The 23,480-nt window shown below is 72.7% G+C and carries 21 protein-coding genes and 1 tRNA gene; 12 read left to right on the plus strand and 10 right to left on the minus strand.

The genetic code is table 11. The annotated features are described in order from the left end of the window. The first annotated feature begins 22 nt into the window (after positions 1-22). Positions 23-2,467: a penicillin-binding protein gene (locus ACSNOA_RS31200; protein WP_436663336.1), complete on the plus strand. Its 2,445-nt coding sequence runs from the start codon at positions 23-25 to the stop codon at positions 2,465-2,467. A gap of 100 nt (positions 2,468-2,567) precedes the next feature. Here ACSNOA_RS31200 and ACSNOA_RS31205 read toward each other — a convergent pair whose 3' ends face one another. After that, positions 2,568-2,915: a hypothetical protein gene (locus tag ACSNOA_RS31205; protein ID WP_436663337.1), complete on the minus strand. Its 348-nt coding sequence runs from the start codon at positions 2,913-2,915 to the stop codon at positions 2,568-2,570. Between the two features lie 34 nt (positions 2,916-2,949). Further along, positions 2,950-3,405: a GatB/YqeY domain-containing protein gene (locus tag ACSNOA_RS31210; protein WP_436663338.1), complete on the minus strand. Its 456-nt coding sequence runs from the start codon at positions 3,403-3,405 to the stop codon at positions 2,950-2,952. Between the two features lie 25 nt (positions 3,406-3,430). On the opposite strand from ACSNOA_RS31210, the gene ACSNOA_RS31215 reads away from it, so the two are divergent. From ACSNOA_RS31215 to ACSNOA_RS31230, 4 genes are all read left to right on the plus strand, one after another. Continuing rightward, the gene (locus ACSNOA_RS31215) at positions 3,431-4,324 is read left to right on the plus strand and encodes a metallophosphoesterase (protein WP_436663339.1); all 894 of its coding nucleotides are present in this window, start codon (positions 3,431-3,433) and stop codon (positions 4,322-4,324) included. A 205-nt stretch (positions 4,325-4,529) separates the two neighbouring features. Beyond that, positions 4,530-4,606: transfer RNA gene (locus tag ACSNOA_RS31220), tRNA-Pro, on the plus strand. A 191-nt stretch (positions 4,607-4,797) separates the two neighbouring features. Beyond that, positions 4,798-5,220, plus strand: coding sequence for a glutaredoxin domain-containing protein (locus ACSNOA_RS31225; protein WP_436663340.1), 423 nt, complete (start codon positions 4,798-4,800; stop codon positions 5,218-5,220). 89 nt (positions 5,221-5,309) lie between these two features. Next, entirely contained in the window at positions 5,310-5,588 is a 279-nt protein-coding gene (locus ACSNOA_RS31230) for a YciI family protein (protein ID WP_436663341.1), read from the plus strand. 51 nt (positions 5,589-5,639) lie between these two features. Here ACSNOA_RS31230 and ACSNOA_RS31235 read toward each other — a convergent pair whose 3' ends face one another. Further along, complete coding sequence (locus ACSNOA_RS31235; RefSeq protein WP_436663342.1) at positions 5,640-6,842, minus strand: low temperature requirement protein A; 1,203 nt, start codon at positions 6,840-6,842, stop codon at positions 5,640-5,642. Positions 6,843-6,919: 77 nt separating this feature from the next. Then, positions 6,920-7,393, minus strand: coding sequence for a hypothetical protein (locus ACSNOA_RS31240; protein WP_436663343.1), 474 nt, complete (start codon positions 7,391-7,393; stop codon positions 6,920-6,922). 126 nt (positions 7,394-7,519) lie between these two features. On the opposite strand from ACSNOA_RS31240, the gene ACSNOA_RS31245 reads away from it, so the two are divergent. Beyond that, positions 7,520-8,803 (plus strand): MFS transporter, encoded by a 1,284-nt coding sequence (locus tag ACSNOA_RS31245; RefSeq protein WP_436663344.1) that lies wholly within the window; start codon positions 7,520-7,522, stop codon positions 8,801-8,803. A gap of 727 nt (positions 8,804-9,530) precedes the next feature. Here ACSNOA_RS31245 and ACSNOA_RS31250 read toward each other — a convergent pair. The 3 genes from ACSNOA_RS31250 to ACSNOA_RS31260 all read right to left on the minus strand — a co-directional run bounded on the left by ACSNOA_RS31250 (position 9,531) and on the right by ACSNOA_RS31260 (position 12,957). Then, the gene (locus tag ACSNOA_RS31250) at positions 9,531-11,255 is read right to left on the minus strand and encodes a bifunctional metallophosphatase/5'-nucleotidase (protein ID WP_436663345.1); all 1,725 of its coding nucleotides are present in this window, start codon (positions 11,253-11,255) and stop codon (positions 9,531-9,533) included. A 154-nt stretch (positions 11,256-11,409) separates the two neighbouring features. After that, positions 11,410-12,162, minus strand: coding sequence for a histone deacetylase (locus ACSNOA_RS31255; protein ID WP_436663346.1), 753 nt, complete (start codon positions 12,160-12,162; stop codon positions 11,410-11,412). A gap of 15 nt (positions 12,163-12,177) precedes the next feature. Next, the gene (locus ACSNOA_RS31260; protein ID WP_436663347.1) at positions 12,178-12,957 is read right to left on the minus strand and encodes a phosphodiesterase; all 780 of its coding nucleotides are present in this window, start codon (positions 12,955-12,957) and stop codon (positions 12,178-12,180) included. 213 nt (positions 12,958-13,170) lie between these two features. On the opposite strand from ACSNOA_RS31260, the gene ACSNOA_RS31265 reads away from it, so the two are divergent. Continuing rightward, positions 13,171-14,592, plus strand: a complete 1,422-nt coding sequence (locus ACSNOA_RS31265; RefSeq protein WP_436663436.1) for a diguanylate cyclase — start codon at positions 13,171-13,173, stop codon at positions 14,590-14,592. Between the two features lie 12 nt (positions 14,593-14,604). Here the strand turns inward: ACSNOA_RS31265 and ACSNOA_RS31270 are convergent, their stop codons facing one another. Together ACSNOA_RS31270 and ACSNOA_RS31275 are read right to left on the minus strand one after the other, a co-directional pair. Then, the gene (locus ACSNOA_RS31270; protein WP_436663348.1) at positions 14,605-15,663 is read right to left on the minus strand and encodes an aspartate-semialdehyde dehydrogenase; all 1,059 of its coding nucleotides are present in this window, start codon (positions 15,661-15,663) and stop codon (positions 14,605-14,607) included. 5 nt (positions 15,664-15,668) lie between these two features. Further along, on the minus strand, positions 15,669-16,934 hold the full coding sequence (locus ACSNOA_RS31275; RefSeq protein ID WP_436663349.1) for an aspartate kinase: 1,266 nt from the start codon (positions 16,932-16,934) through the stop codon (positions 15,669-15,671). Between the two features lie 255 nt (positions 16,935-17,189). On the opposite strand from ACSNOA_RS31275, the gene ACSNOA_RS31280 reads away from it, so the two are divergent. The 3 genes from ACSNOA_RS31280 to leuA all read left to right on the plus strand — a co-directional run bounded on the left by ACSNOA_RS31280 (position 17,190) and on the right by leuA (position 20,759). After that, entirely contained in the window at positions 17,190-18,080 is an 891-nt protein-coding gene (locus ACSNOA_RS31280; RefSeq protein ID WP_436663350.1) for a hypothetical protein, read from the plus strand. A gap of 83 nt (positions 18,081-18,163) precedes the next feature. Next, positions 18,164-18,727, plus strand: a complete 564-nt coding sequence (locus ACSNOA_RS31285) for a nitroreductase family protein (protein ID WP_436663351.1) — start codon at positions 18,164-18,166, stop codon at positions 18,725-18,727. Positions 18,728-19,007: 280 nt separating this feature from the next. Beyond that, the gene (gene leuA / locus ACSNOA_RS31290; protein ID WP_436663352.1) at positions 19,008-20,759 is read left to right on the plus strand and encodes a 2-isopropylmalate synthase; all 1,752 of its coding nucleotides are present in this window, start codon (positions 19,008-19,010) and stop codon (positions 20,757-20,759) included. A gap of 19 nt (positions 20,760-20,778) precedes the next feature. Here leuA and ACSNOA_RS31295 read toward each other — a convergent pair whose 3' ends face one another. Beyond that, positions 20,779-22,200, minus strand: a complete 1,422-nt coding sequence (locus tag ACSNOA_RS31295) for an MFS transporter (protein WP_436663437.1) — start codon at positions 22,198-22,200, stop codon at positions 20,779-20,781. Positions 22,201-22,335: 135 nt separating this feature from the next. Between ACSNOA_RS31295 and ACSNOA_RS31300 the strand changes: the two genes are divergently transcribed. Both ACSNOA_RS31300 and ACSNOA_RS31305 read left to right on the plus strand, forming a co-directional pair. After that, a complete protein-coding gene (locus ACSNOA_RS31300) occupies positions 22,336-22,998 on the plus strand; it encodes an HNH endonuclease family protein (RefSeq protein ID WP_436663353.1) in 663 nt (220 codons plus the stop codon). Next, on the plus strand, positions 22,980-23,429 hold the full coding sequence (locus tag ACSNOA_RS31305; protein ID WP_436663354.1) for a hypothetical protein: 450 nt from the start codon (positions 22,980-22,982) through the stop codon (positions 23,427-23,429). Before ACSNOA_RS31300 ends, ACSNOA_RS31305 begins: the two co-directional genes overlap by 19 nt. Positions 23,430-23,480: the final 51 nt, after the last annotated feature.

A 23,480-nucleotide genomic window follows, 5' to 3' on the forward strand; every position in this document is an offset into this window, starting at 1 on the left:
GTACCCTGTCGAGGTGACCTGGATGCGGAAACGTGACCACAATGTGCTGACCAACACCGCATCGCTACTCATATGTGGCCTCTTGGCCGGCGTGGTGGTTGCAGCGGCGGCCTTCCCCGCGGTGGCGATGTCGGGACTGGCCGCGAAGGCCGGCGCCGAGACATTCGGCGCACTCCCCAAGGAGCTGACGGTGGCCCGCGCCCCGCAGATCAGCTACCTGCTCGCCTCGGACGGCAAGACACCCCTCGCCACCATGTACGACGAGAACCGCCGCGACGTGAAGCTGGCCGACGTCTCGCCGTACATGCAGAAGGCGATCATCGCCGCCGAGGACCACGACTTCTACAAGCACAACGGCGTCGACTTCAACGGTGTCGCCCGCGCGTTCGTCAACAACCAGAGCGATGGCGCCGGCCGGCAGGGCGCCTCGACGCTCACCATGCAGTACGTGCGGCTGGCCATCGCGTACTCGGCCACGCACCCGGCCGACGTGGTCGCCGCGACCGAGGACACCAGCGCCCGCAAGCTCCGCGAGATGCGCTACGCGATCCAGATCGACAAGGAGCTCTCGAAGGACGAGATCCTCGAGCGCTACCTGAACATCGCCTCCTTCGGCAACGGCGCGTACGGCATCTACGCCGCCAGCCAGGTCTACTTCGGAAAGTCACCGAAGAACCTCAAGATCGAAGAGGCGGCGCTGCTCGCCGGCATGGTGAAGGCCCCCACCACCAACGACCCCACGACCAAGGGCGGCAAGCCGCTCGCCCTCAACCGGCGCAACTACGTCATCGACAACATGGTCGAGATCGGCGCCATCAACAAACAGGAGGCCGAGGCGGCCAAGGCCACCAAGATGGAGGTCAAGGGCAAGCGGGCGCCCAACGGCTGCGTGGCCACCAACGTGCGCGAGTGGGGCTTCTTCTGCGACTACTTCTACCGCTGGTGGCTCCAGCAGGAGACGTTCGGGTCGACCTCGTACGACCGGGAGCGGCGGCTCAAGAGCGGCGGCTACACCATCGTGACGACCCTCGACGCGCAGGCCCAGCGGGGCGCCGACAAGGCCGTCCGCAAGGCGAAGAGCGTGAACAGCAAGGAAGCCGCCATGGTGGCCGTGGTCGAGCCCGGCAGCGGCCGCGTGCGGGCGCTCTCGGTCAACCGGGTCTTCAAGCTGGACGACCCGGAGCACCCGCAGAACAAGCCGCACAGCGACCCGAGGCAACGTCGGAACGGCAAGCTCGGCAACTACCCCAACACCGTGAACCCGCTGCTCAGCGGCGGTGACGGCATCGCCGGCTACCAGGCCGGCTCGACCTTCAAGATCTTCACGATCGTCGCGGCGCTCGAGAAGGGCATTCCGCTCAGCTACACCATCAACGCGCCGCAGACGTTCAAGTCCGAGTACATCATCGACAGCCGCAGCCCGGCCGCCTGCCCGGGCACGCACTTCTACTGCCCGAAGAACTCCGGCGGCAAGGCCGGCGGCCCGCAGAACATGTGGAGCGCGTTCGCCGCGTCCATCAACACCTACTTCGTGCCGCTGCAGCAGCAGGTCGGCGCGGAGAACGTGGTCGACGTGGCCAAGCGGCTCGGCATCCAGTTCCGGGCCAGCAACGACGCCGACTTCGCGAGCACCAAGGACAAGGCGCACCAGTGGGGCGCGTTCACGCTCGGCGTCTCGGCGACCACCCCGCTCGAGCTGGCCAATGCCTACGCCACCCTCGCGGCGGACGGAAAGTACTGCGAGCCGATTCCCGTGCAGGAGATCCGCGACCCGGACGGCAAGAAGCTCGACATCGCCAACCCGCGCTGCGAGAAGCGGATCAGCACCGATGTGGCCCGGGCCGCCGTCGATGCCGCCCGCTGCCCGGTCGGTGACAACTCGAGCACCAGCCACTGCGGCAGCAGCCGCACCGCCCGGAACGTGCGGGGCATCGTCGACGCGCCGGTGGCCGGCAAGTCCGGCACCACCGACTCCGAGAAGACGTCCGCCCTGGTCGCGATGACCAAGCAGTACTCGGTCGCCGGCATCATGGCCGACCCGGACTGGGCGCAGACCAACGTGAAGATGGGCCACGACGTCCCGAACGGCATCAACCCGCCGGTGTACGAGACGCTCCGCGACGCCATGAAGAACAAGCCGCGGATCAACTTCGAGCCGCCCGGCCAGAAGATCTCCGAGGGTGACCAGCGGTCCATCCCCGACGTGAAGTGCCAGCCGCTCGACACCGCGAGGTCCCGGATCCAGGGCGCCGGGTTCGAAGCGGTCGTCTCCGACGCGAGGGTGGCGTCGAGCTGCCCGCCGGGCACGGCGGCCGGCACCAGCCCGAACGGCCGCACCATCAAGGGCGGCGTGGTGACCATCCAGGTCAGCAGCGGGGGCGCCAAGCCGCCGGCCAACAACACGCCGGGGGCTCCCCCCGGTGGTGACCAGCCCGGCCGGCGCGGCGGCGGTCGCCCCAACCGCTGAGCCACCCGGGCCCGACGAGCGAACGGGCGGGCACCCACGAGGGGTGCCCGCCCGTTTCATGTCCGGCGCAGGTCGTGCGGCACTACCGAAGGGACGCCGTTCACCGCGAAGCCGACCGCCGTGAGAGGTATCGGACGGCCGCCCGGCCGAGTTCGGCGGCGACGGTCAGGACCGCCAGGGCGGCGCAGGTCAGCATCCCCAGCAGGCCGTTCAGCCACCAGTCGACCGCCGTAATGGAGAAGCAGCGGATGTCCGGCGTGCATCCCGGGTCGTCCACCTCGGCGCTCCCGGCCATCGCGCCGATCGGAAAGCACAGGATCGCCAGGCAGAGGGCCAGGACGGGAAACCAGAGCGGGACCCGACGACGGACCGCCCACAGGGAAAGCCAGGCCACCACGAGCAGCGCGGGGAGGATCCAGCCGACCGGCGTCGCGTCAGTCAGGCCCACGGGCGGATCCGATCGTTGTGCACACCGGCATGCGTCAGATGGACAGCTGCCGGCGTACCTCGGCGGCCACCCGGCCCCCCTCGGCCCGGCCGGCCACCGCGGCCTGCGCCGCCTTCATGGCCGGGCCCATCTGCGCCTTCCCCGTGAACCCGCCTCCGGCGAGCGCCTGCGACACCAGCTCGGTCAACTCGGCGTCGGAGAGCTGCTGCGGCAGGTACCGCTCCAGCACCTCCCCCTCGGCGGTCTCCTTGGCGGCCTGCTCGCCGCGACCGGCGTCGGCGAACGCGGTCGCCGCCTCCCGGCGCTTCTTCGCCTCCTTGGTCAGCACCGCGAGCACCTCGTCGTCGGTGAGCTCGCGCTTCGCCTTGCCAGCGACCTCGGCGTTGCCCACGGCGGCCAGGGCCATCCGCAGGGTGGACGTGGTCAACTCGTCACGCGCCTTCAGCGCGTTGCGCATGTCCGCGGTGAGGCGGTCCTTCAGCGTGCTCATGGAGGGTGAAACTACCCTGAACGGCATGCGAAAGCGCACAGTATTGCGGCTCGCGGCCGCCACCGCCGCGGTGGGCGGCGCCACCCTGGCGTACGCGTCGCTCGTCGAGCGCAACATGTTCACGCTGCGCCGGTACGACGTGCCGGTGCTGCCGACCGACGCGGAGCCGCTGCGCGTCCTGCACCTGTCGGACCTGCACATGACCCCCGACCAGGCGCGCAAGCAACGCTGGGTGGCGTCGCTGGCCGCCCTCGACCCCGATCTCGTCGTGGTGACGGGCGACAACATGGCACACCCGGACGCCGTGCCGGGGGTGCTGCGCGCCGTGCAGCCTCTGCTCGACTACCCGGGCGTCTTCGTCTTCGGCTCCAACGACTACACCGGGCCGGTGTGGAAGAACCCGTTCACCTACTTCCTCCCCGACCGGGAGTACGTCGAGGGCGTCGAGCTGCCGTACGAGGAGCTGCGCGAGGTGTTCACCGGCGCCGGCTGGATCGACCTCAACAACGCCCGGACCACGCTCAAGGCGGGTGGCCGGACCATCGAGGTGGTGGGCGTCGACGATCCGCACGTCGAGCGGGACGACTACCCCTCGGTGTCCGGCCCCGTCCCCCCGTCGGCCGACCTGTCGATCGCGCTGACCCACTCCCCGGAGCCGCGCGTGCTCGACCAGATGGCCGCGGACGGCTTCGACGTGCTGCTGGCCGGGCACACCCACGGGGGTCAGGTGTGCGTGCCGGGGGTCGGCGCGCTGGTCACCAACTGCGGGCTGCCCCGGTCGATGGCCCGCGGGCTGCACCGCTGGCCGGGGTCGGACTCCTGGCTGCACGTCTCCGCCGGTCTGGGCACCCACCCGACCGCGCCGGTCCGGTTCGCGTGCCCCCCGGAGGCGAGCATCCTGACGCTCATCGCCCGCTGACGGGCTGCACGGGCGCCAAGATCTCGCAACTTCCCGGAAGTAGTGGTCTCCGCGGCCGTCGAGACCGCTACTTCCCGGATGCTGTCTGGATCTTGGGTGTGAGGCGCCCGACGGCAGGCCGTCGCGCCCGCACGGTCCCTCGTGACCGGCGGGGGTACCGAGTTTGACCGTCGGGGCGGGTGGGCTACTATTTGTCGGCACGCCACGGGGTGTGGCGCAGCTTGGTAGCGCGCTTCGTTCGGGACGAAGAGGTCGTCGGTTCGAATCCGGCCACCCCGACCAGTGGTAGCAACGAATCAAGGCCCCTCACACGAGGGGCCTTGATTCGTTTCCGGCATCACTGCATTCCCTGAGGCGGCCGATCAGCTGAGGGGCTCGTCTACCGCTACCGACGTGAAGAGTGAAGCGACGACTGCCCCGCCCGACCGGTGCGGATCCATCAGGAGCACCCGCCTTCGCTAGCATCCGACGGCATGCTGCGGAATTGGTGGCTCGCCGGCCTGATGCTGCTGTGTGGCGTGTTCCTCTTGTTCGCCCAGACACGGCCGGGCCTCGGCGCCGTCTGGCTCGTGATCTTCGCGGTGCTGGCGCTCCTCGTGTCTCCGGTGGCCTTCCCTCGCTCGGTGACGGCCGAGCAGGCGCAGGCGCGCAGCGCGTCGGACGGCCGGCCCGTCGTCTACTGGCGGCCCGGCTGCCCCTACTGCATCCGGCTGCGGCTCCGGCTCGGTCTCGGCGCCCGGCGAGCGTACTGGGTCAACATCTGGCGTGACCCGGCCGGAGCGGCAGCGGTCCGCGCCGTCACCGGTGGCGACGAGACGGTGCCCACCGTGACGGCGGGCGGCGAGTCGGCCGTGAACCCCGCCCCGGAGTGGGTCCGGCAGCGGTTGACGCGGTAGCGGGCGGCGGAGCGCCTCGTTCGTCAATCCGGCGGAACGCGTATCGGGCGGGACAACGGCGGCCCGGTCGGCCGCATACCGTACTCGTCATGATCTGTGTCGAACTCGCCTTCAGCGACGATCCGCGGCGCCTCGAAGCCCGCCCAGCACACCGGGAACGGTTGCAGGCGCTGTACGCGGCCGGCGAGGTGCTGGCCGCCGGCCCCTGGGCCGACGACTCGGGCGCCCTGCTCATCTTCACCGGCGACCGGGCTCGGGTGGACCAGATCCTCGGCGAGGACCCGTACTACACCGCGCCGGGCGTCACGGTGGTGTCGGTACGCGAGTGGTCGCCGGTCGTCGGCCGGGGCCAGCCGACGGCAGCCTGAGTCAACCCGACGGTTCCCCTCCGGGCCCGTCGACCCCCGGTGCGCCGTCGGTCAGGTCGCCGGCTGGCTGTCGCGCACGGCCGGCCGGCGTACCTCCACCGCGACCTGCACGGCGAGCGCCGTCACCAGGAGCGCGAGCGCCGCGAGCGCCGGCAGGAGGCCGGCCACCGGCAGGAGCAGCAGGAGCAGGCCCGCCCCGACGAGCGGTGGCAGCGTGACCCGGCCCGTCGAGAGCCGCGCGACCAGCGCCCGGCCCGCGAGGTACGTGGCGGCTCCGGCGTAGAGCGCGACCACCCCCGGCATTCCCAGGGTCCCGTGCGCGTTCACCGGGGCCGCGTGGCTGAGCGCGGCGAGCGCCTGCTCGATGCCGAGCGCCACGTACATGATGCCGGCGATCAGGGGGAAGTGCGCGAGGCTGTAGGTGTCACTGGCGACCGTGCCCCGGCGTGGGGTCGGCGTCCCCGCCAGCGCGTCCTCGAGCGCGGGCGCGAGCCGGTCGAAGTAGAGCCGCCACAGGCCGACCGCCGTGGCGAAGCCGAGCAGTGCCGCCGCGAGCACCGCCCAGGTCGTCATCCGGGCGCCCGCCCCGGCACCGATGGAGATCAGCGCTTCCCCGATGGCGATGATGAGGACCAGGCGGTGCCGCTCGGCGAAGTGACTGGCACTCCGCAACAGCCAGGGGCTGTAGCGGTTGGCGAAGCGGCCGCCGCCGACGTCGACCACGAAGGCCAGCGCCCAGAGCGCGGTCTGCGTGGACCCGTCGCCGGCCAGCGCACCGACCACCAGCAGGAGCCACCCCAGCACCCCCGGAATGGCGCTCTGCCGCAGCGTACGGGTGAGTTGCGGGCTGTGGGAGACGTGCAGGTAAAGCAGGAGGTGCAGCAGCCGGACCGCCGCGTAGGAGAGGGCGAGGACCAGCGGCGCGGGTACGCCGCCCGTCGAGTCGCGCTGCCACGCGTCGGGGATGACGAGGGCCGCCACGAACATGGCCGTCATGGCGGCCAGGGTGCCGGTGCGGACCACGCCGACGTCCGCCCGGACCTCGTTGCCCAACCAGGCGTACGCGGACCAGGAGAACCAGAGCAGCAGGAACAGCAGCAGCCCGCGGCCCATGGTGACGGCCGTGGCCGGCTCCGCCATGAACGCGACGATCCGGGTGAGGGCGAACACGAACACGAGATCGAAGAAGATCTCGAAGCTCGTCGTACGGTGCGTCTCCCCGGTCTGCTCGTACCTGGACCGGAGGATGCGCATGCCGCCATCTTCCTGCCGCGACGTGGCACGCCACGCCCGTTCCGCGAACCGGCCGGCGCGGCACGGCCCGCCGGCGGTCAGTCCTGCCGTTCGGCGCGCTCGATCTCGGCGAACGCCGCCGTGAGGTAGCCGTCGAGCGGCCGGCCCGTGGCGGCGAGCAGGTCGGCGACGAGCAGCGGAGCGTGCGCGGCGAGCGCCGGCGGCCCCGGCGGGGACTCGTCGCCGTCCGGGTCGTACACCCCCAGAGCGCCGGCGAGCAGCACCAGCAGCACGTGGGGGTCGACGTCGGGACGCCACTGCGCGGCCCCGCGGACGCAGCGTTCCAGGACGCCGCGCACGTCGTCACCGTCCAGGCCGTCCGGGTGGCTCTCCTCGAGCAGCAGCCGGACCACCGCGCCGAGGACCAGACCGGACCGGTCGGCCGCCGCGAGCCGGGCCACGGCCTCGTCGTACGCCGGCACGTCCCGTCGCCCGGCGGCGCCCACGGCGTCGGCGGCGCTCACGGCGATCTCGCGGGCGGAGGCGGGCAGATGGCGCCAGGTGGTGGTCACGGGGTCAGCATCGCAGGCCGCACCGACACCGACCGGCGTGGGCTTCGTCACGCGCTGCGTGCCACCCCGGAGCGGAGGACGGTAAACCGTTCGCACATCGTCGTACCCGCCGAAGAGAATCGCCCCATGCTGCGCCGCGCCCTACCCCGCCGCCCGGAAGCCCGCCGGATCCTCGTCGGCACACTGCTCTCCGCGGTCGGGCGCGGCCTCACCCTGCCGTTCCTGTTCATCTATCTCACCGACGTGCGGGGGCTCACCGACGCCCGCGCCGGCCTGGTGATCGGCTGGTACGGCGCCGTCACCCTCGTCCTGTCGCCGCTGGGCGGCACCCTCATCGACCGGTTCGGCGCCCGCCGGGTGGTGCTTCCCTGCCTGGTGGTCGAGGCCGTGGGCACCGGCGCGCTGGGGCTCGTCCACTCGACCGCGTCGGCCTTCCTCGTGATGACCGTGATCGCGATCGGCAGCTCGGCCATCTGGTCGGGGCAGAACACCATCCTCGCCTCGCTGACCGACGACGGCGAACGGCAGCGGGTCTTCGGGCTGAACTTCGCCCTGCTCAACCTCGGCATCGGTGTCGGCGGTCTGATCTCGGGCGCGGTCGTCGACACCACCCGGCCGGTGACCTTCCAGATGATCTACCTGCTGGACGCGGTGAGCTACCTGATGCCGGCGCTCATCCTGCTCACGCTCCCCACCGTCGGCCACCGGCTCACCGCCGGCCCGTCGGAGGGCCAGTCGTCGAGCGGGGGCTACTTCACGGTGCTGCGGGACCGCCCGTTCCGTCGCCTCGTGATCTTCGGCTTGGTGCTCACGACCTGCGGCTATGCGCAGATCGAGGTGGGCTTCACGGCGTACGCCGTGCGGGTCGCCGAGGTGAGCCCCCGGATCGTGGCGTGGGCTCTCGCCGCCAACACCGTGATGATCGTGCTCGCCCAGCTCGTGGTGATCCGTCGTCTGGAGGGGCGCAGCCGCACCCGTGCGCTCGCCGCCGTGGGTGCCGTCTTCGCCGCCGCCTGGCTGGTCCTCGGCGCCGCCGGCCTCGTGGGCACCCGCAACGCGCTGGTCGCCGCCCTCTGCGTGGTGGCCTGTTCCGCGATCTTCGGGTTCGGCGAGACCATGCTGTCCCCCATGATGCCGGCGCTGACCAACGCGCTCGCCACCGACGAGTTGCGTGGCCGCTACAACGCCATGAGCTCCATGATCTTCGGCATCAGCGGGGTGGTCGGCCCCGTGACCGCCGGCCCGCTGATCGGCGCTGCCGACGGAAAGGTGTGGGTGGCGGCCGTCGTCGGTGGGTGCCTGGTCGCCTCGCTGGTCGCGCTCTCCCTGCGCCGGCTGCTGAATCCGAGCCAGGACGGGCTGCGCCCGCTCGTCGCGCCGTCCACCGAACCCCAGCCCGCGCACGCCTGACCCACGAAGCGGGGCGGCCACGGCCGCAGGCCCTGTCGCCCCGCCGCGCCCCGCCGCATGCGCTGCTGCATGCGCTGCTGCATGCCCCGCCGCAAGCGCTGCCGCATGCGCTGCTGCAAGATCCGAGCACTTTCCCGGAAAGTGCTGCCTCCCTGGCCTCCGAGGCAGCACTTTCCGGGAAGTTGCTCGGATCATTGTGCCCACGCCCACCGCCCGCGAGGCACTCCCGCTCCCGCCGCGCCCTCGCCCGCACCCGCACCCGCAGCCGCACCCGCACCCGCACCCGCACCCGCACCCGCAGCCTGCCGCACTCACATGCGCGCGCACGGATGCGCGTCACAGCCACAGCCACAGCCGCGGCCTCAGCAAGATCGTGCTCGATCCTGGTAGTAGTGGCCTCGGAGCGGGCAGAAGGCCACTACTTCCGGGATCGAGCACGATCATGACGGGCCCAGGTCGACAAAGGAGCCCGGTTGCCCGGTCGAGAGGGGCCCAGGTCGACACAGGAGCCCGGGTGCCGGTCGAGACGGGCCCAGGCCGAGAGGAGCCCGGGGTGCCCGGTCGAGACGGGCCCAGGTCGACACGGGAGCCCGGGTGCCCTGTCGAGACGGGAGCCCGGGACCCCGTCGACATGGGAGCCCGGGCGGAGGGTCGGCAACAGAGCCCGTACACGAATCGGGCCCCGGAGCGTGTGCTCCGGGGCCCGTTCGGTTGCGGGGGCCGGCCGTCAGGCGGGCTCGGCGGTGGTGCGGATCCGGTCCAGCGCCGGGGCGGAGACCGGGGACTCGGCGGTCAGGTACGCCACGAAGGCGTCCAGGTCGATCATGCCGGTGACCAGGTTCGTCCCGGCGGTGAGGGCGCTGAAGCCGTCGCCGCCGCCGGCCAGGAAGTTGTTGACCGTCACCCGGTAGGTGGCGGCCGGGTCGACGACCGTCCCGCCCAGGGTCAGGCTGCCCCGGACCACGCGGGTGCCGGCGCACGGGTCGGTTGCGGGAGCGGTGGTGCCGTTGACGTCGACGACGTAGCGCACCGTCGACGACGGGTAGAGGATGCGGCCCGTGACGAACTGCTGCTCGAGCACGCAGTAGAGCTGCGCGCCGGTCAGGTCGAGCGTCACGAGGTTGTTGGCGAACGGCTGGACCGTGAACGCCTCCTCGTAGGTGACGGGACCGGCGTCGAGGTTGGCCCGGACACCACCGGGGTTCATGAAGGCGGCGACCGCGTTCTGCTCGTCGTCGGTGGCCGCGAGCTGTGCGTCGGCGATGAGGTTGCCCAGCGGCGACTCACCGCAGGAGGCGGGCACCTGGACCGAGCACGGGCCGAGGAGGCCCTCCTGGTCCTTGGTGATCGCCGTGGTGGTCTCGCCGACCTCCCGGTCGGCCACCGGGCCGAGGACCGTCGTGTAGCGGTCGATCAGCGCGGTCTGCGCCGGGTCCTTGGCGACGTCCCGGGTGACGACGACGTTCTCGGCCTGTGCGCTGAGCACGTCGCCGCTGCGCCGGTCGATCTTCAGGTCGATGTCGGTGACGAGGCGGCCGAACGAGCTGGCGCTCGTGACCAACTTGTTGTTGATTTTGCAGTTGTACGCCTGGTGGGTGTGCCCGCTGACCACCACGTCGATCGACGGGTCCATCCGGTTGGCGATGTCGACGATCGGGCCGGTCATGCCGACGCAGTCGTTGATGCCACCGGTGGCCGCCTGCGCGCCGCCCTCGTGCAGCAGGACGACGATCGTCTGGACGCCCTTGCGGCGCAGCTCGCGCGCGTACCGGTTGGCGGTCTCCGCCTCGTCGGCGAAGCTCAGCCCGGCCACGCCCTCCTGGCTGACGATCTGCGGGGTGCCCTCGAGCGTCATCCCGATGAAGCCGACCTTCACACCGTCCACCTTGTGGATGGCGTACGGCGGCAGCAGCGGCCGGCCCGTCGCGGTCTTGAACGCATTGGCCGACAGGTACTGGAACCCGGCGCCCTTGTACGGGGTGCCGTCCGCGCAGCCGTCCACCGGGTGGCAGCCGCCGTTCTGGATCCGCAGCAGCTCGTCGGCGCCCTCGTCGAACTCGTGGTTGCCGACGCTCGCGTAGTCCAGCCCGGCCATCGAGAGCGCCTCGATGGTGGGCTCGTCGTGGAACGCGGCGGAGAGCAGGGGCGACGCGCCGATCAGGTCACCGGCGGCCACCGTGATGGTGTTCTTCTTCTTCGTGGCCGCCTCGCGCAGCTCGGCGAGGTGGGTGGCGAGGTACTCGACCCCACCCGCGGTCTGCCCGGCGATGGTGCCGCTGGAGCCGGCCGGGGGTTCGAGGTTGCCGTGGAAGTCGTTGAGCGCGAGCAGGGTGACGTCGACGGGCTTGGGGCCCGCCTCGGCCTGGTCGGGGGTGCTGGTGACCGCACCGAACGCGGCCACCGCCAGTGCGGTCAGGCCGACGGCGGCCCGACGCATCCCGGGGATGGACATGGAACTCCTCATGGGACTCGGCGCGTACGGTGCCCGGACGATGGGTCGACCGGGCGCCGACCGGCACCGTCGGAAGGATCGGTCTCGGCGGCAGCGTGCGGGGGTTGCTGCTCCGTCCGGGGACAGCCTCTCATCTTCCCGGTCGCCGGTCGACTCAGGGAAGCACATCAGACCTGCGGATACGCCGATCAACCGGCGCCGCACGGCGGGGCGGGCCCGGCGTGGCCGCCGGGTTACGGGACGCCACGCCGGCCTCCACAGGGGAGGGCGGAACGGCGAGCGCCTCGGCGACCAACGCCTCGACGTCGCCGCGTTCCCAGGCGTCGGCCACCCCGGGACGCCCGCCGAGGTAGTCGGCGACGCGTGCGGCCGGCCAGCCGTGCGCCTCGTGCAGGCCACGGGCGATCGTCCCGAGGTAGTGCCGTGCCGGCGCTGTCCAGGGCACCGCGGACGCCGGGCCGGGTGCGGTGAACGTGAGCAGCGGCAGGTCGTCCCGCCGGCCGGGGCAGACCAGCGTCTCGTAGCGGCCCGGCCCGAGCGTGGCGCGGCCGGTCGTCACCGCCTCGCCGAGAAGGTCGAGGTCGGCGCCGGGCGGCCGGTGCATCTCCTGTGCGGCGACGTCGGCGAACTGCCCGGCCGTCAGCAGGTACGCACGGGCCGCCGCCCGGCCGGGCAGGTCGGGGTCGTAAAAGGCCATGCCGCCGGTCCACGCCCGGGACTCGCCCGCGAAGTAGACGCCGCCGGGCAGCCAGACCGGTGTGGTGCGCCGGGGTGGTCGCGGGTCGCGGCAGCCCGGGTACGTCCGCCGGGCGCCGGGCGGGCAGCCGCCCGCGAGGTACGTGGTGAGCCGCGCGGCGAGCATGTTGGACCCGTACGCGACGTACCAGACCTGCGTGGGCGGACGCACGGCGTGGCGCCTTTCCTAGAAGCCGCAGGTCTGCCCGGCGGCGTGGCTGACCTGGATGGTGTGGGTCACGCAGCCGCCGCCGTCGACGAGGTGCAGGAGGAACGCGGTGGGCTCGGCCACCCAGCCGATCTCCTCGTCGGGACGCATGTCGAAGGACACCTGCCGCCAGGTGCTGGGCGCGGTGGTGAGGACGGTGCCGGCGAACGCCGCGGTGACCGCCCGGTGCAGGTGACCGGCACCCACCCGGACCACGTGCCGGTGCCGGCCGACGACCTCGGCGAGCGCGTCGGCGTCCGCGAGCCCGAGCGCGTCCATGGCCGGTACGCCCACCACCACCGGCGGATGGTGCAGGAACACCAGCGCCGGCGCGTCCGGCCGGCCGGCGAGTACCCCGTCGAGCCAGCCGAGCTGCTCCTCGCCGAGCCGCCCGCCGTCGGAGCCCGGGACCAGGGTGTCCAGCACGACGACGGTCGCCGCCGCGTGGTCGACGTGGTAGTACGCCGAGAAGCCGCCGCCGAGCCAGGGCGTCCCGCCGAAGGTGTCGAGCAGCGACTCGCGGTCGTCGTGGTTGCCGGACACGAGGTGCACGGGCAGCGGGAAGCGGCCGATCACGTCGCGCAGCGCGAGGTACTCGTCGGGGCGGCCGTTGGCGACCAGGTCGCCGGTGATCACCACGCAGTCGGGGCGGGGTCGCAGCGCGAGCACGCGGCCGAGCGCCCGGTGCAGGCCCGCCGCGGGCTCGGCGGCGAGCGGGCCGGTGGTCAGGTGCGGATCACTGAGCTGGGCGATCAGCATGGGGCCTCCTCGCGGGCGTGGACTTCACGCTATCGCCGCGCCGGCCGCCGGTGGGCCCGCGCTGTCCACCGGTGGTGTCCACAGCCTGTGGATAGAACATGTGTACGAACATCCTGCGCGATCATGAGTGGGCCGGCAACGCTCACGCCATGAGTACGCTTGATCGCAGGTTCGGTACCGGCCGACCCCCACCCCTACCTGGACGACGAGCGAGTGGATCACCAGCGGATCATCCGTGACGTCACGGCAAGCCTGCCCGCGGCCTCGACCGCCATCGAGGCGTGCCAGCGGACGGTCGCCGCGCTCGCCCGGCACACCCCCGCCACCGTCTCCGTGCTGCTCCTGGCCCAGGACCGCCTGCGCTGCGTCGCGGCCACCGGCGCCTGGCAGGTCTTCGCGACCGTTCCGCCCAAGACCGGGATCGTCGGCCGGGTGTACGCCTCCGGCGAGACCGCCGTCGTGCCGGACGTCTCGGCCGACCCCGACTACCTTCCGGTCCGCCCGGACGTGACCGCCGAGATCTGCGTACCGATGCGGGACCCGGCCGGACGGCCGATCGGGGTGCTCGACCTCCAGTGGGGCACGGCCGTCGACGTCACGCCCTGGCGGGCCACCGCCGAGCGGCTGGCCGACCGGCTGGGCGCGTGGATCGTGGCGCTCGGCGGCCCACCCGCCGAGAGCCGGAGCGAGAAGCTGCTGCGGCACGCCACCGCGCTCTCCGCCGCGCCGACCGAACGGGACCTGCTCACCGCGGTCATCTGCGCGGCGCGGGACGTCTCGACGCTCTCGGCGGCCGTGCTGGTGCTCGCCGACAGCGACGGAACCCGCCTCGGCGCGCCGCCGCGCGCACCGGGTGAGTTGGAGGGCCGCATCCGTGCCGAGCTGGCGGAGGCGGGTCCGGCGGCGCTCGGGCGCATCGTGGGCCGGGTCCACCGCTACGGCGCCGGCTACACGCTCGGCGAGGCGGGCCACCGGCCGACCGAGGAGTACGCCCCGCTGGCCCGCGCCGGTGTGCGCACGCTCGTCGCGGTCCCGTTCGGCCCGCCGGACGGCGGTGGCGTGCTGCTCGTCGCCGACGAGCGGCTGCTGCGGCCCGACCCGACCACGGTCAGCCTCATGGAGCTGCTCGCGGGGCAGACCTGGAACAGCCTGGACCGGCTGCGCACGCTTCACCAACTGCGGAAGCAGGCCAGCTCGGACCCGCTCACGGGGCTGCGGCACACGGGGCCGTTCGGCAAGCGGATCGCGGCGGCCACCCCGGGGCGTACGGCCCTGCTCGCCATCGACGTGGACGGCTTCAAGACGGTCAACGACACGTACGGCCACCAGGCCGGTGACCGCCTGCTCATCGGCCTGGCCCGAGCGCTGGAGGGGGCGCTGCGGCACGGCGACGAGCTGTACCGGATCGGCGGCGACGAGTTCGTGGCGGTGATCGAGGTGAACCGCCCGGAGGAGGCGGTCCGGATCGCCGAACGGCTGACCGAGGCGGCGCGGCGTACCGGCCGCACCATCAGCGTGGGGGTGGCGCTTCCCCGTCCCGGCGAGTCCGCCGACCTCACGCTCCGCCGCGCCGACAAGGCTCTCTACACCGTGAAGCGCCAGGGCCGCGACGGCGTCCACCTAGCCCCCGCCTGACCCGCCCGGGGGTCAGCGGGTCAGTTCGGCGGCGAGGAGTTCGGCGATCTGGGCGGTGTTCAGCGCGGCGCCCTTGCGGAGGTTGTCACCGGTCACGAAGAAGTCGAGGGCGCGCGGGTCGTCGACGGCCCGGCGGATCCGGCCCACCCAGGACGGGTCGGTGCCCACCGCGTCGATCGGCATCGGGAACTCGCCGGCGGCCGGGTCGTCGACCACGATCACGCCGGGGGCGTTGCGCAGCACCTCACGGGCGCCCTCGGCGTCCACCTCGGTGGCGAACACCGCGTGCACGGCCACCGAGTGGCCGGTCACGACCGGCACCCGTACGCAGGTGGCGGAGACCTTCAGGTCGGGCAGGCCGAGGATCTTCCGCGACTCGTTGCGGACCTTCATCTCCTCGGACGACCAGCCGCCGTCGGCGGGTGAGCCGGCCCAGGGCACCACGTTGAGCGCCAGCGGGGCCGGGAACGGGCCCAACTCGTCGCCGACCGCCTGGCGGACGTCGCCGGGCCGGGAGCCGAGCACCCGGTCGCCGGCGATCTTGCCGAGCTGGGCGTGCAGCGTGTCCACACCGGCCTGGCCGGCGCCGGAGACCGCCTGGTACGAGGCGAGCACCAGCTCGCGCAGGCCGTACTCGCGGTGCAGCGGGGCGACCGCGATGATCATCGCGAGCGTCGTGCAGTTGGCGTTGGCGATGATGCCCTTCGGGCGGTTGCGCACCTGCTCGGGGTTGATCTCGGGCACCACGAGCGGCACGTCCCGGTCCATGCGGAAGGCGCCGGAGTTGTCCACCACCACGGCGCCGTGGCCGACCGCCGTGGGCGCCCACCGCGCGGAGACCTCGTCGGGCACGTCGAACATGGCGACGTCGACGCCCTCGAACGCCTCCGGGGTCACCGCCTGGACGGTCAACTCCTCGCCCCGGCAGCGCACCCGCCGCCCGGCCGAGCGCTCGGACGCGAGGAGCCGGATCTCTCCCCAGACGTTGCGCCGCCCCGTGAGCAGCTCACACATCACCGTGCCGACGGCGCCGGTCGCCCCGAGCACGGCGAGTGTGGGCAGACCTGCCACCGGCGCTACCGCCCGGTCCCGGCGTAGACGACCGCCTCGGTGTCGCCGCCGAGGTCGAAGGCCTCGTGGATGGCGCGGACCGCCTTGTCGAGGTCGGTGTCCCGGCAGACCACGGAGACCCGGATCTCGGACGTCGAGATCATCTCGATGTTCACGCCGGCCGAGCCGAGGGCCGCGAAGAAACCGGCCGCCACACCGGGGTGCGAGCGCATGCCGGCGCCGATGAGCGAGACCTTGCCGACGTGGTCGTCGTAGAGCAGGCCCTTGAACTTCACCGACTCCTGGATCTTGCTGAGCGCGGCCATCGCCGTGGGACCGTCGGTCTTGGGCAGCGTGAACGAGATGTCGGTGCGCCCGGTGCCCTCGGTGGAGACGTTCTGCACGATCATGTCGATGTTGATCTCGGCGCCCGCCACGGTGTCGAAGATCGACGCGGCGGCGCCCGGCTCGTCCGGCACCCCGACGATCGTGATCTTGGCTTCGCTGCGGTCGTGGGCGACCCCGGTGATCAGTGCTTGCTCCACAGGAAGGTCCTCCATCGATCCGGTGACCATCGTGCCGGTGTTGGTCGAGTATGACGAACGGACGTGGATCGGCAACCCCGCGCGCCGGGCGTACTCCACGCTGCGCAGGTGCAGCACCTTGGCGCCGCAGGCGGCCAGCTCCAGCATCTCCTCGTAGGTGATCTGCTTGATGTGCCGGGCGTTCGGCACGATGCGCGGGTCGGCGCTGAAGATGCCGTCCACGTCGGTGTAGATCTCACAGACGTCGGCGTGCAGCGCGGCGGCCAGCGCCACGGCCGTCGTGTCCGAGCCGCCGCGACCCAGCGTCGTCACGTCCTTGGTGTCCTGGCTGACGCCCTGGAACCCGGCGACGATCACCACCGAGCCCTCGTCGAGCGCGCCCTTGAGGCGGCCCGGGGTGACGTCGATGATCCGCGCCCGGCCGTGCACCGAGGTGGTGATCACACCGGCCTGCGAGCCGGTGAACGAGCGGGCCTCGTACCCCAGGTTGTGGATGGCCATGGCCAGCAGCGCCATCGAGATCCGCTCACCGGCGGTGAGCAGCATGTCGAGCTCGCGGCCCGGCGGGAGCGGGCTGACCTGATTGGCCAGGTCGAGCAACTCGTCGGTGGTGTCGCCCATGGCGGAGACCACCACCACGACGTCGTCGCCGGCCTTGCGGGCCGCCACGATCCGCTCGGCCACCCGCTTGATCCGCTCGGCGTTGGCGACGGAGGACCCGCCGTACTTCTGCACCACGAGTGCCACGACGGTGCACTCCCTCCCGGTGACCCTGAGCGTGCCGACGCCGCCGGACGGGGCCGGCGGCGCGTGTCAGACCTCCTCAGGGTATCCGGCCGGTCGCTCCGCCGGGTCAGGTGATCCCACCATCCGGCCCACCCCGGGGTCCGCCGGTCGCGGGCGCCGCAGGTCGGCCGCCCCGCACGCCGTCGGCACGACACGCCGGTCCCGTGCGGGTGCGCCGGGCCACCGCGGGGCGCGCGGGCACCGCAGAATGGGCCGGTGTCCGCCCTTCCCCGCGCGGCCCGGCGTACGACCGACCGGCCCGCCCTCGCCCGACGTACGACCGAGCGGCCCGCCCTCGCCCGGCGTACGACCGGCCGGGTCCGGCCCGGATCGCCCGCCCGCGGCGCTCGCGCGCTCGGCGCGTCCGCGCTCGCCCTGCCGCTGCTGCTGGCCGCCTGTGCCGCCGACCCGCCCCCGGCGCCCCCGCCGAGCGATCCGGCGCCGGTGACCGTGGACGCGGCCCGGGACGAGCTGGCCGCGCTCGCGGCCGCCGCCCAGGACCGGCACCTCACCGCTCGCTACACGTTCACCCGGGACGGGGAGACCGCCCGGACGATCCTGGTCACCAGCGCGAACGACGGCAGTTGGCGGGTCGACGTGCCCGGCGGCGCGCTCGGCGGCGCCGCCGACGTCTCGCTGGCCGCCACCGCGGACGGGCTCTTCCAGTGCGCCCTGCCCTCGGCCGCCCGTGCCGAGCCGCCGAGCTGCGTACGCCTCGGCGACCGCGACGACACCCTTCCCCGCCGGCTCGACCCCCGGGTGCAGCACCCCTTCACCGACTGGCTGGACGTGCTCACCGACCGGCGCGCCCCGCTCGCGGTGTCGCCCGCGCAGGCACCGAACGGCGTGGCGGGGGTCTGCTACTCGGTGGAGACCACCTCGGCCTCGCTGAACGCCCCTCTGGACGTGGGCATCTACTGCTACGACCAGGACGGCACCCCGACCGCCGTGAAGACCGAGTACGGCACGCTCACGCTTGCCGGTCCACCCGGCCCGGCGCCCGCGTCCGTCGAGCTGGCCGGGCCGGTCGTCGAGGGCGAACCGCTCGGCACGGCGTCGCCGCCGCCACCCGATCCGTCCGGCAGCCCGAGCGCCGGAACGCAGTGATCTTCATACCGTTACGGGTGCCGTTGCCCACATTTGGGCAGCCCCGCCAGAGGGGCGAAACGGCCATAGGGGACGCTTCTCCCATGGCCGACCTCACCCCGCTGCTCGCCTTCCGCTGGAGCCCCCGGGCATTCGACCCGTGCGCCGAGCTGAGCCCGGATGAGGTGGTCTCGCTCCTGGAGGCGGCCCGCTGGGCGCCGTCGTCGGGCAACGGCCAGCCGTGGCGGTTCGCCGTCGGCCACCGCGAGGACGAGACGTGGAAGCGGATCCTCGTGAGCCTTCCGGACGGTGACCAGCGCTGGGCGCGCCGGGCCGCCGCCCTGCTGCTCGCGGCCCACGTCGTCACACCCGAGGACGGGACGGGCGACGGGCGCCCGGCACCGGACTCGCGGGCCGCGTACGACCTCGGGCAGGCGGTCGCGCACCTCACCGTGCAGGCCACCGCGCTCGGGCTGCACGTCCGCCAGGTGACCGAGATCGACCGCGCCGGCCTCACCGCCGACCTCGACCTGCCGGGCGGCGTCCGGCCGTACGCGGTGGTCGCCGTGGGTCAGCTCGGCGACCCGCTCAGCCTCCCGCCCGACCTGCTCGTCGCGGAGACGGCGCTGCGCCGGCGGCGGCCGCTCGCCGAGCTGCTGCTGGCCTGAGCTGCGCAGAGGCGCCCCGGGTGCGACTCCCGTCTCAGATCCCGGACGTTCGTTCCCAGATCCATCCCAGGACCCGTAAGGTGTCCGTGTCATGTGGCGGGCGTTTCTTCTTCTTCGCTGCCGCGACGAGGCCTGACCGGCCGGCACCTCGTCGCGGAGTTGAACCGCGCCGTCCAGCACATCCGAACTTCTTCTCGGCCCCGCCGGAGCATCGTCGCCCGGCACCACGCCGACACCTTCCGATCTGCTGACGCCACATGTTCCCAGGGAGCACTCCGAGATGGCTCAACCCGTCGTCGACGTCGAAACCGATCCGATCGCCCGGCAGCGCCCCAGCCGGATGCCGTACGCCCGCTACGAGCCCTACCAGCAGCAGTTCCGCATCGACCTGCCGGACCGCGCCTGGCCCACCCGGCAGGTGGCCGCCGCGCCGCGCTGGTGCGCCGTGGACCTGCGCGACGGCAACCAGGCGCTCATCGACCCGATGTCGCCCGAGCGCAAGCGGCGCATGTTCCAGCTGCTCGTGCAGATGGGCTACAAGGAGATCGAGGTCGGCTTCCCGTCGGCGAGCCAGACCGACTACGACTTCGTCCGGCAGCTCATCGAAGAGGACCTGATCCCGGAAGACGTGACGATCCAGGTGCTCACCCAGTGCCGGGAGCACCTGATCGACCGGACGTTCGAGTCGCTGCGCGGGGCCCGGCGGGCCATCGTGCACTTCTACAACTCGACGTCGACGCTCCAGCGCCGCGTGGTCTTCGGCCTGGACCGCGACGGCATCACCGACATCGCCACCACGGGCGCGCGGCTCTGCCAGAAGTACGCGGAGATCCACACCCCGGACACCGACATCTACTACGAGTACTCGCCGGAGTCGTACACGGGCACCGAGCTGGAGTACGCGCTGGAGGTCTGCGCGAAGGTCATCGAGGTGATCGACCCGACGCCGGACCGGAAGCTGATCATCAACCTGCCGGCGACCGTCGAGATGGCGACGCCGAACGTGTACGCCGACTCGATCGAGTGGATGCACCGGCACCTCCCGCGCCGGGACAGCCTGGTGCTGAGCCTGCACCCGCACAACGACCGGGGCACCGGCGTGGCCGCCGCGGAGCTGGGCCTGCTCGCCGGCGCCGACCGGATCGAGGGCTGCCTGTTCGGCAACGGCGAGCGCACCGGCAACGTCGACCTCGTGACGCTGGGCCTCAACCTGTTCTCCCAGGGCATCGACCCGATGATCGACTTCTCGCACATCGACGAGGTGAAGCGCACCGTCGAGTACTGCAACCAGCTGCCGGTGCACGAGCGCCACCCGTACGCGGGCGACCTCGTCTACACGGCCTTCTCGGGCTCCCACCAGGACGCCATCAAGAAGGGCTTCGACGCGCTCGCGGCGGACGCCGCGGCGGCCGGGGTGCCGGTGGACGAGCACGCGTGGGCGGTGCCCTACCTGCCGATCGACCCGAAGGACCTGGGCCGCACCTACGAGGCGGTCATCCGGGTCAACTCGCAGTCCGGCAAGGGCGGCGTCGCGTACATCATGAAGAGCGAGCACCAGCTCGACCTGCCGCGCCGGCTCCAGATCGAGTTCTCCGGCGTCGTCCAGCAGGTCACCGACCACGACGGCGGCGAGGTCGACCCCGGCGCCATGTGGGAGATCTTCGCCCGCCACTACCTGGTCGACCACCAGCCCGACCCGGCCGTCACGCTCGCTGGCTACACAATCGGCACCGCCGAGGGCAAGGTCGAGATCGACGCACGCGTCGGCGTGGACGGCCAGCAACGGTCGCTGACCGCTGTGGGTAACGGCCCGATCGACGCGTACGTCAACGCGCTCCAGTCGGTCGGCGTGGGCGTACGGGTGCTCGACTACCACGAGCACGCGCTGTCCTCCGGTGGGGACGCGCAGGCCGCCGCGTACGTGGAGTGCGAGGTGGACGGCGGCACCGTCTGGGGCGTCGGGGTCGACGCGAACATCGTGACCGCGTCGATCAAGGCGGTGACGAGCGCCGTCAACCGGGCTCGAGGCTGACCCGGGGCCGAGGGGTCCCTCACTGGGCCCCTCGGTCACGCCCCGGCGGCCGGTGGACGAGCAGTGCGGCCAGCCCGGCGCCGACCACCAGCAGGCCCGCGCACCAGAGCAGCGCGCCGCGAAACGCGCTGGTCAGCGCCGCGTGCTGCGCGTACCCGCTGCCGGAGAGCCCGACGAGCAGCGGCAGCGCCGCGATCGCGAGCAGGCCACCGGCCCGGGCGGCCGCGTTGTTGAAGCCGCTCGCCACTCCCGAGAACCGGTCCGCCACGGCGCCCAGCACCGACGCGGTCAGCGGCGCCACCACGAAGGTGAGGCCGAGACCGAAGAGAACGACCCCCGGCAGCACGTCCCGCCAGTACGACGCGCCGGGGCTGACCCCGCGCAGGACCAGCAGCCCGGCGGCGGCCACCACCGGCCCGACGGTCAGCGGGAGCCGCGGCCCGATCCGCGCCGACAGCGCCCCGGCGCGGGACGAGCCCACCAGCAGCAGCAGGGTCATGGGCAGCAGCGCGACCCCGGTGCGGAGCGCCGACCAGCCGACCACGTTCTGGAGGTAGACGGCGAAGAAGAACGTGAATCCGTTGAGCGCCGCGTACACGATCACGGTGAAGACGTTCAGCACCGAGAAGAGCCGGCTGCCGAACAGCATCGCGGGCAGCATCGCCGTCTCGCCCCGGCGCCGTTCCAGCAGCACGAAGGCGACACCCGCCGCCAGGCCGACCAGCGCGGCCCCCCACACCAGCGGCGCGCCGATGCCCCGGCCGGGCGCGTCGACCAGCGCGTACGTGATGCCGCCCAGCGCGAGCGCGCCGAGCAGGGCGCCCGCGATGTCGAACCGCCGGTGCCGCCGGCCCGTCCGCGTACGCGAGACGTCCTCGTCCCGGCTCTCCGGCACCCAGCGCAGCGCGGCCAGCACCACGAGGACGGCCAGCGGCACGTTGAGGAAGAAGATCCAGCGCCAGGAGAGCGCGTCGACCAGCCAGCCGCCGAGGAACGGGCCGAGCGCCGTGGACACGCCGGACAGCCCCGACCAGGCGCCGATGGCACGGCCCCGGTCGTCCGGATGGAAGCTCGACTGGAGGACCGACAGCGAGCCCGGGGTCAACAGCGCGCCGCCGGCGCCCTGGAGGAACCGGGCGCCGATCAGCCAGCCGGTCCCCTCGGCGAGGCCGCACAGCACGGACGCCGCGGTGAACCACACCACGCCCAGCAGGAAGACCCGGCGCCGGCCGAACCGGTCCCCGAGCGCGCCGCCGAGCAGCACGAACGCGGCGAGCATCAGCAGGTACCCGTTCACCGTCCACTGGAGATCGGCGACGGTGGCGTGCAGGTCGGCGCCGAGCCGCGGCAGCGCCACGTTGACGACCGTGCTGTCCAGGAACACCATTCCGGAGGCGAAGACCGCGGCGAGCAGGGTCCCCCGGCCCGCGGCGGTGCCCATCCGAAGCGCGGGGGCGGGCTGGGTCACGGGTAACCATCATTCCCGCACCATGTGGGAGACGCCACGAAACGCCGAAACCATGCTTGGGTACTGTGCGGGATCGCCAGGAGCCCGCAAGCTGGAAAGGTGTCGTCTGTGCGTACCAGATCAGGACCGCCCGCGGCGCTCGCGGCCGCGCTCGCCGCGGCGCTGGCGCTCGGCACGGCCGGCTGCCTCGCCGTGGACGAGCCGAACCCGGACCTGTCGCCGAGCACCGGCGGCAATGCCATGCAGAGGCTGGGCCAGCTCACCGTGGCCGGCGCCGGGTCGATGAAGGGTTACAGCCGGGAGCGGTTCCCGCACTGGCGTGACACCGGCACCAACTGCGACGTACGCGACACCGTGCTGAAGCGCGACGGGAAGAACATCAAGCTCTCCGGCTGCAACGTGGTGGCCGGCCGCTGGGAGAGCGCGTACGACGGCCGCGTCTTCACCGACCCGTCCGACGTGGACATCGACCATGTGGTGCCGTTGGCCAACGCGTGGCGCTCGGGCGCCGACGAGTGGGACGACGCGAAGCGGAGCGACTTCGCCAACGACACGACGAGACCGCAGCTCATCGCGGTTTCCGCCTCCTCCAACCGGGCAAAGGGTGACCAGGACCCGTCCCAGTGGAAGCCGGCGAACCGGTCGTACTGGTGCCAGTACGCCGAGAACTGGGTGACGGTCAAGCACCACTGGCGGCTCACGGTGACGAGCGCCGAGAAGGCCGCCCTGACCGACATGTTGGAGGGCTGCACATGGGCGAGCAAGCCGTGACCGGGCCGGGGCCGACAACGGCCGGCATGAGCGCGGACGGCGGCACCGCACCCGGGACGGTGCCGGGCGCCGGGATGAGCGCCGACGGGCCCCCGGCGGCCACCACGGCGGTGCCCGGCGCCGGCATGCAGGCGGACGCGGAGAGCGGCACCGCGGGGGGCGGCACCGCCGTCGCCGGCGCGCCGCAGAGCCGCACGACCGACATCGTGGCCGGCCCGGGCGGGGTGATGACCGACGAGGTGGGCGTCGTCACGGGCGACCTGACCCTGCGCAGCGAGTACGTCGACGGCCGGGTGCGGCTCACCGTCCAGTACAAGGACGCCGACGAGTGGTACGCGCTGACCGGCGGCAGCGCCGCGCTGGCCGACCCGGCCGGCCTGGACGCCGTGCACACGATCGCCGTGGCCCTGCTCAACCGCCCGGAGGGCTGAGCCCCCGGGCCCGTGCCCGGCCCCCCGTCGATCATGCACTTGTGGTGGGGG

The sequence above is a fragment of the Micromonospora sp. URMC 103 genome (assembly GCF_051386435.1).
Lineage (GTDB): Bacteria > Actinomycetota > Actinomycetes > Mycobacteriales > Micromonosporaceae > Micromonospora.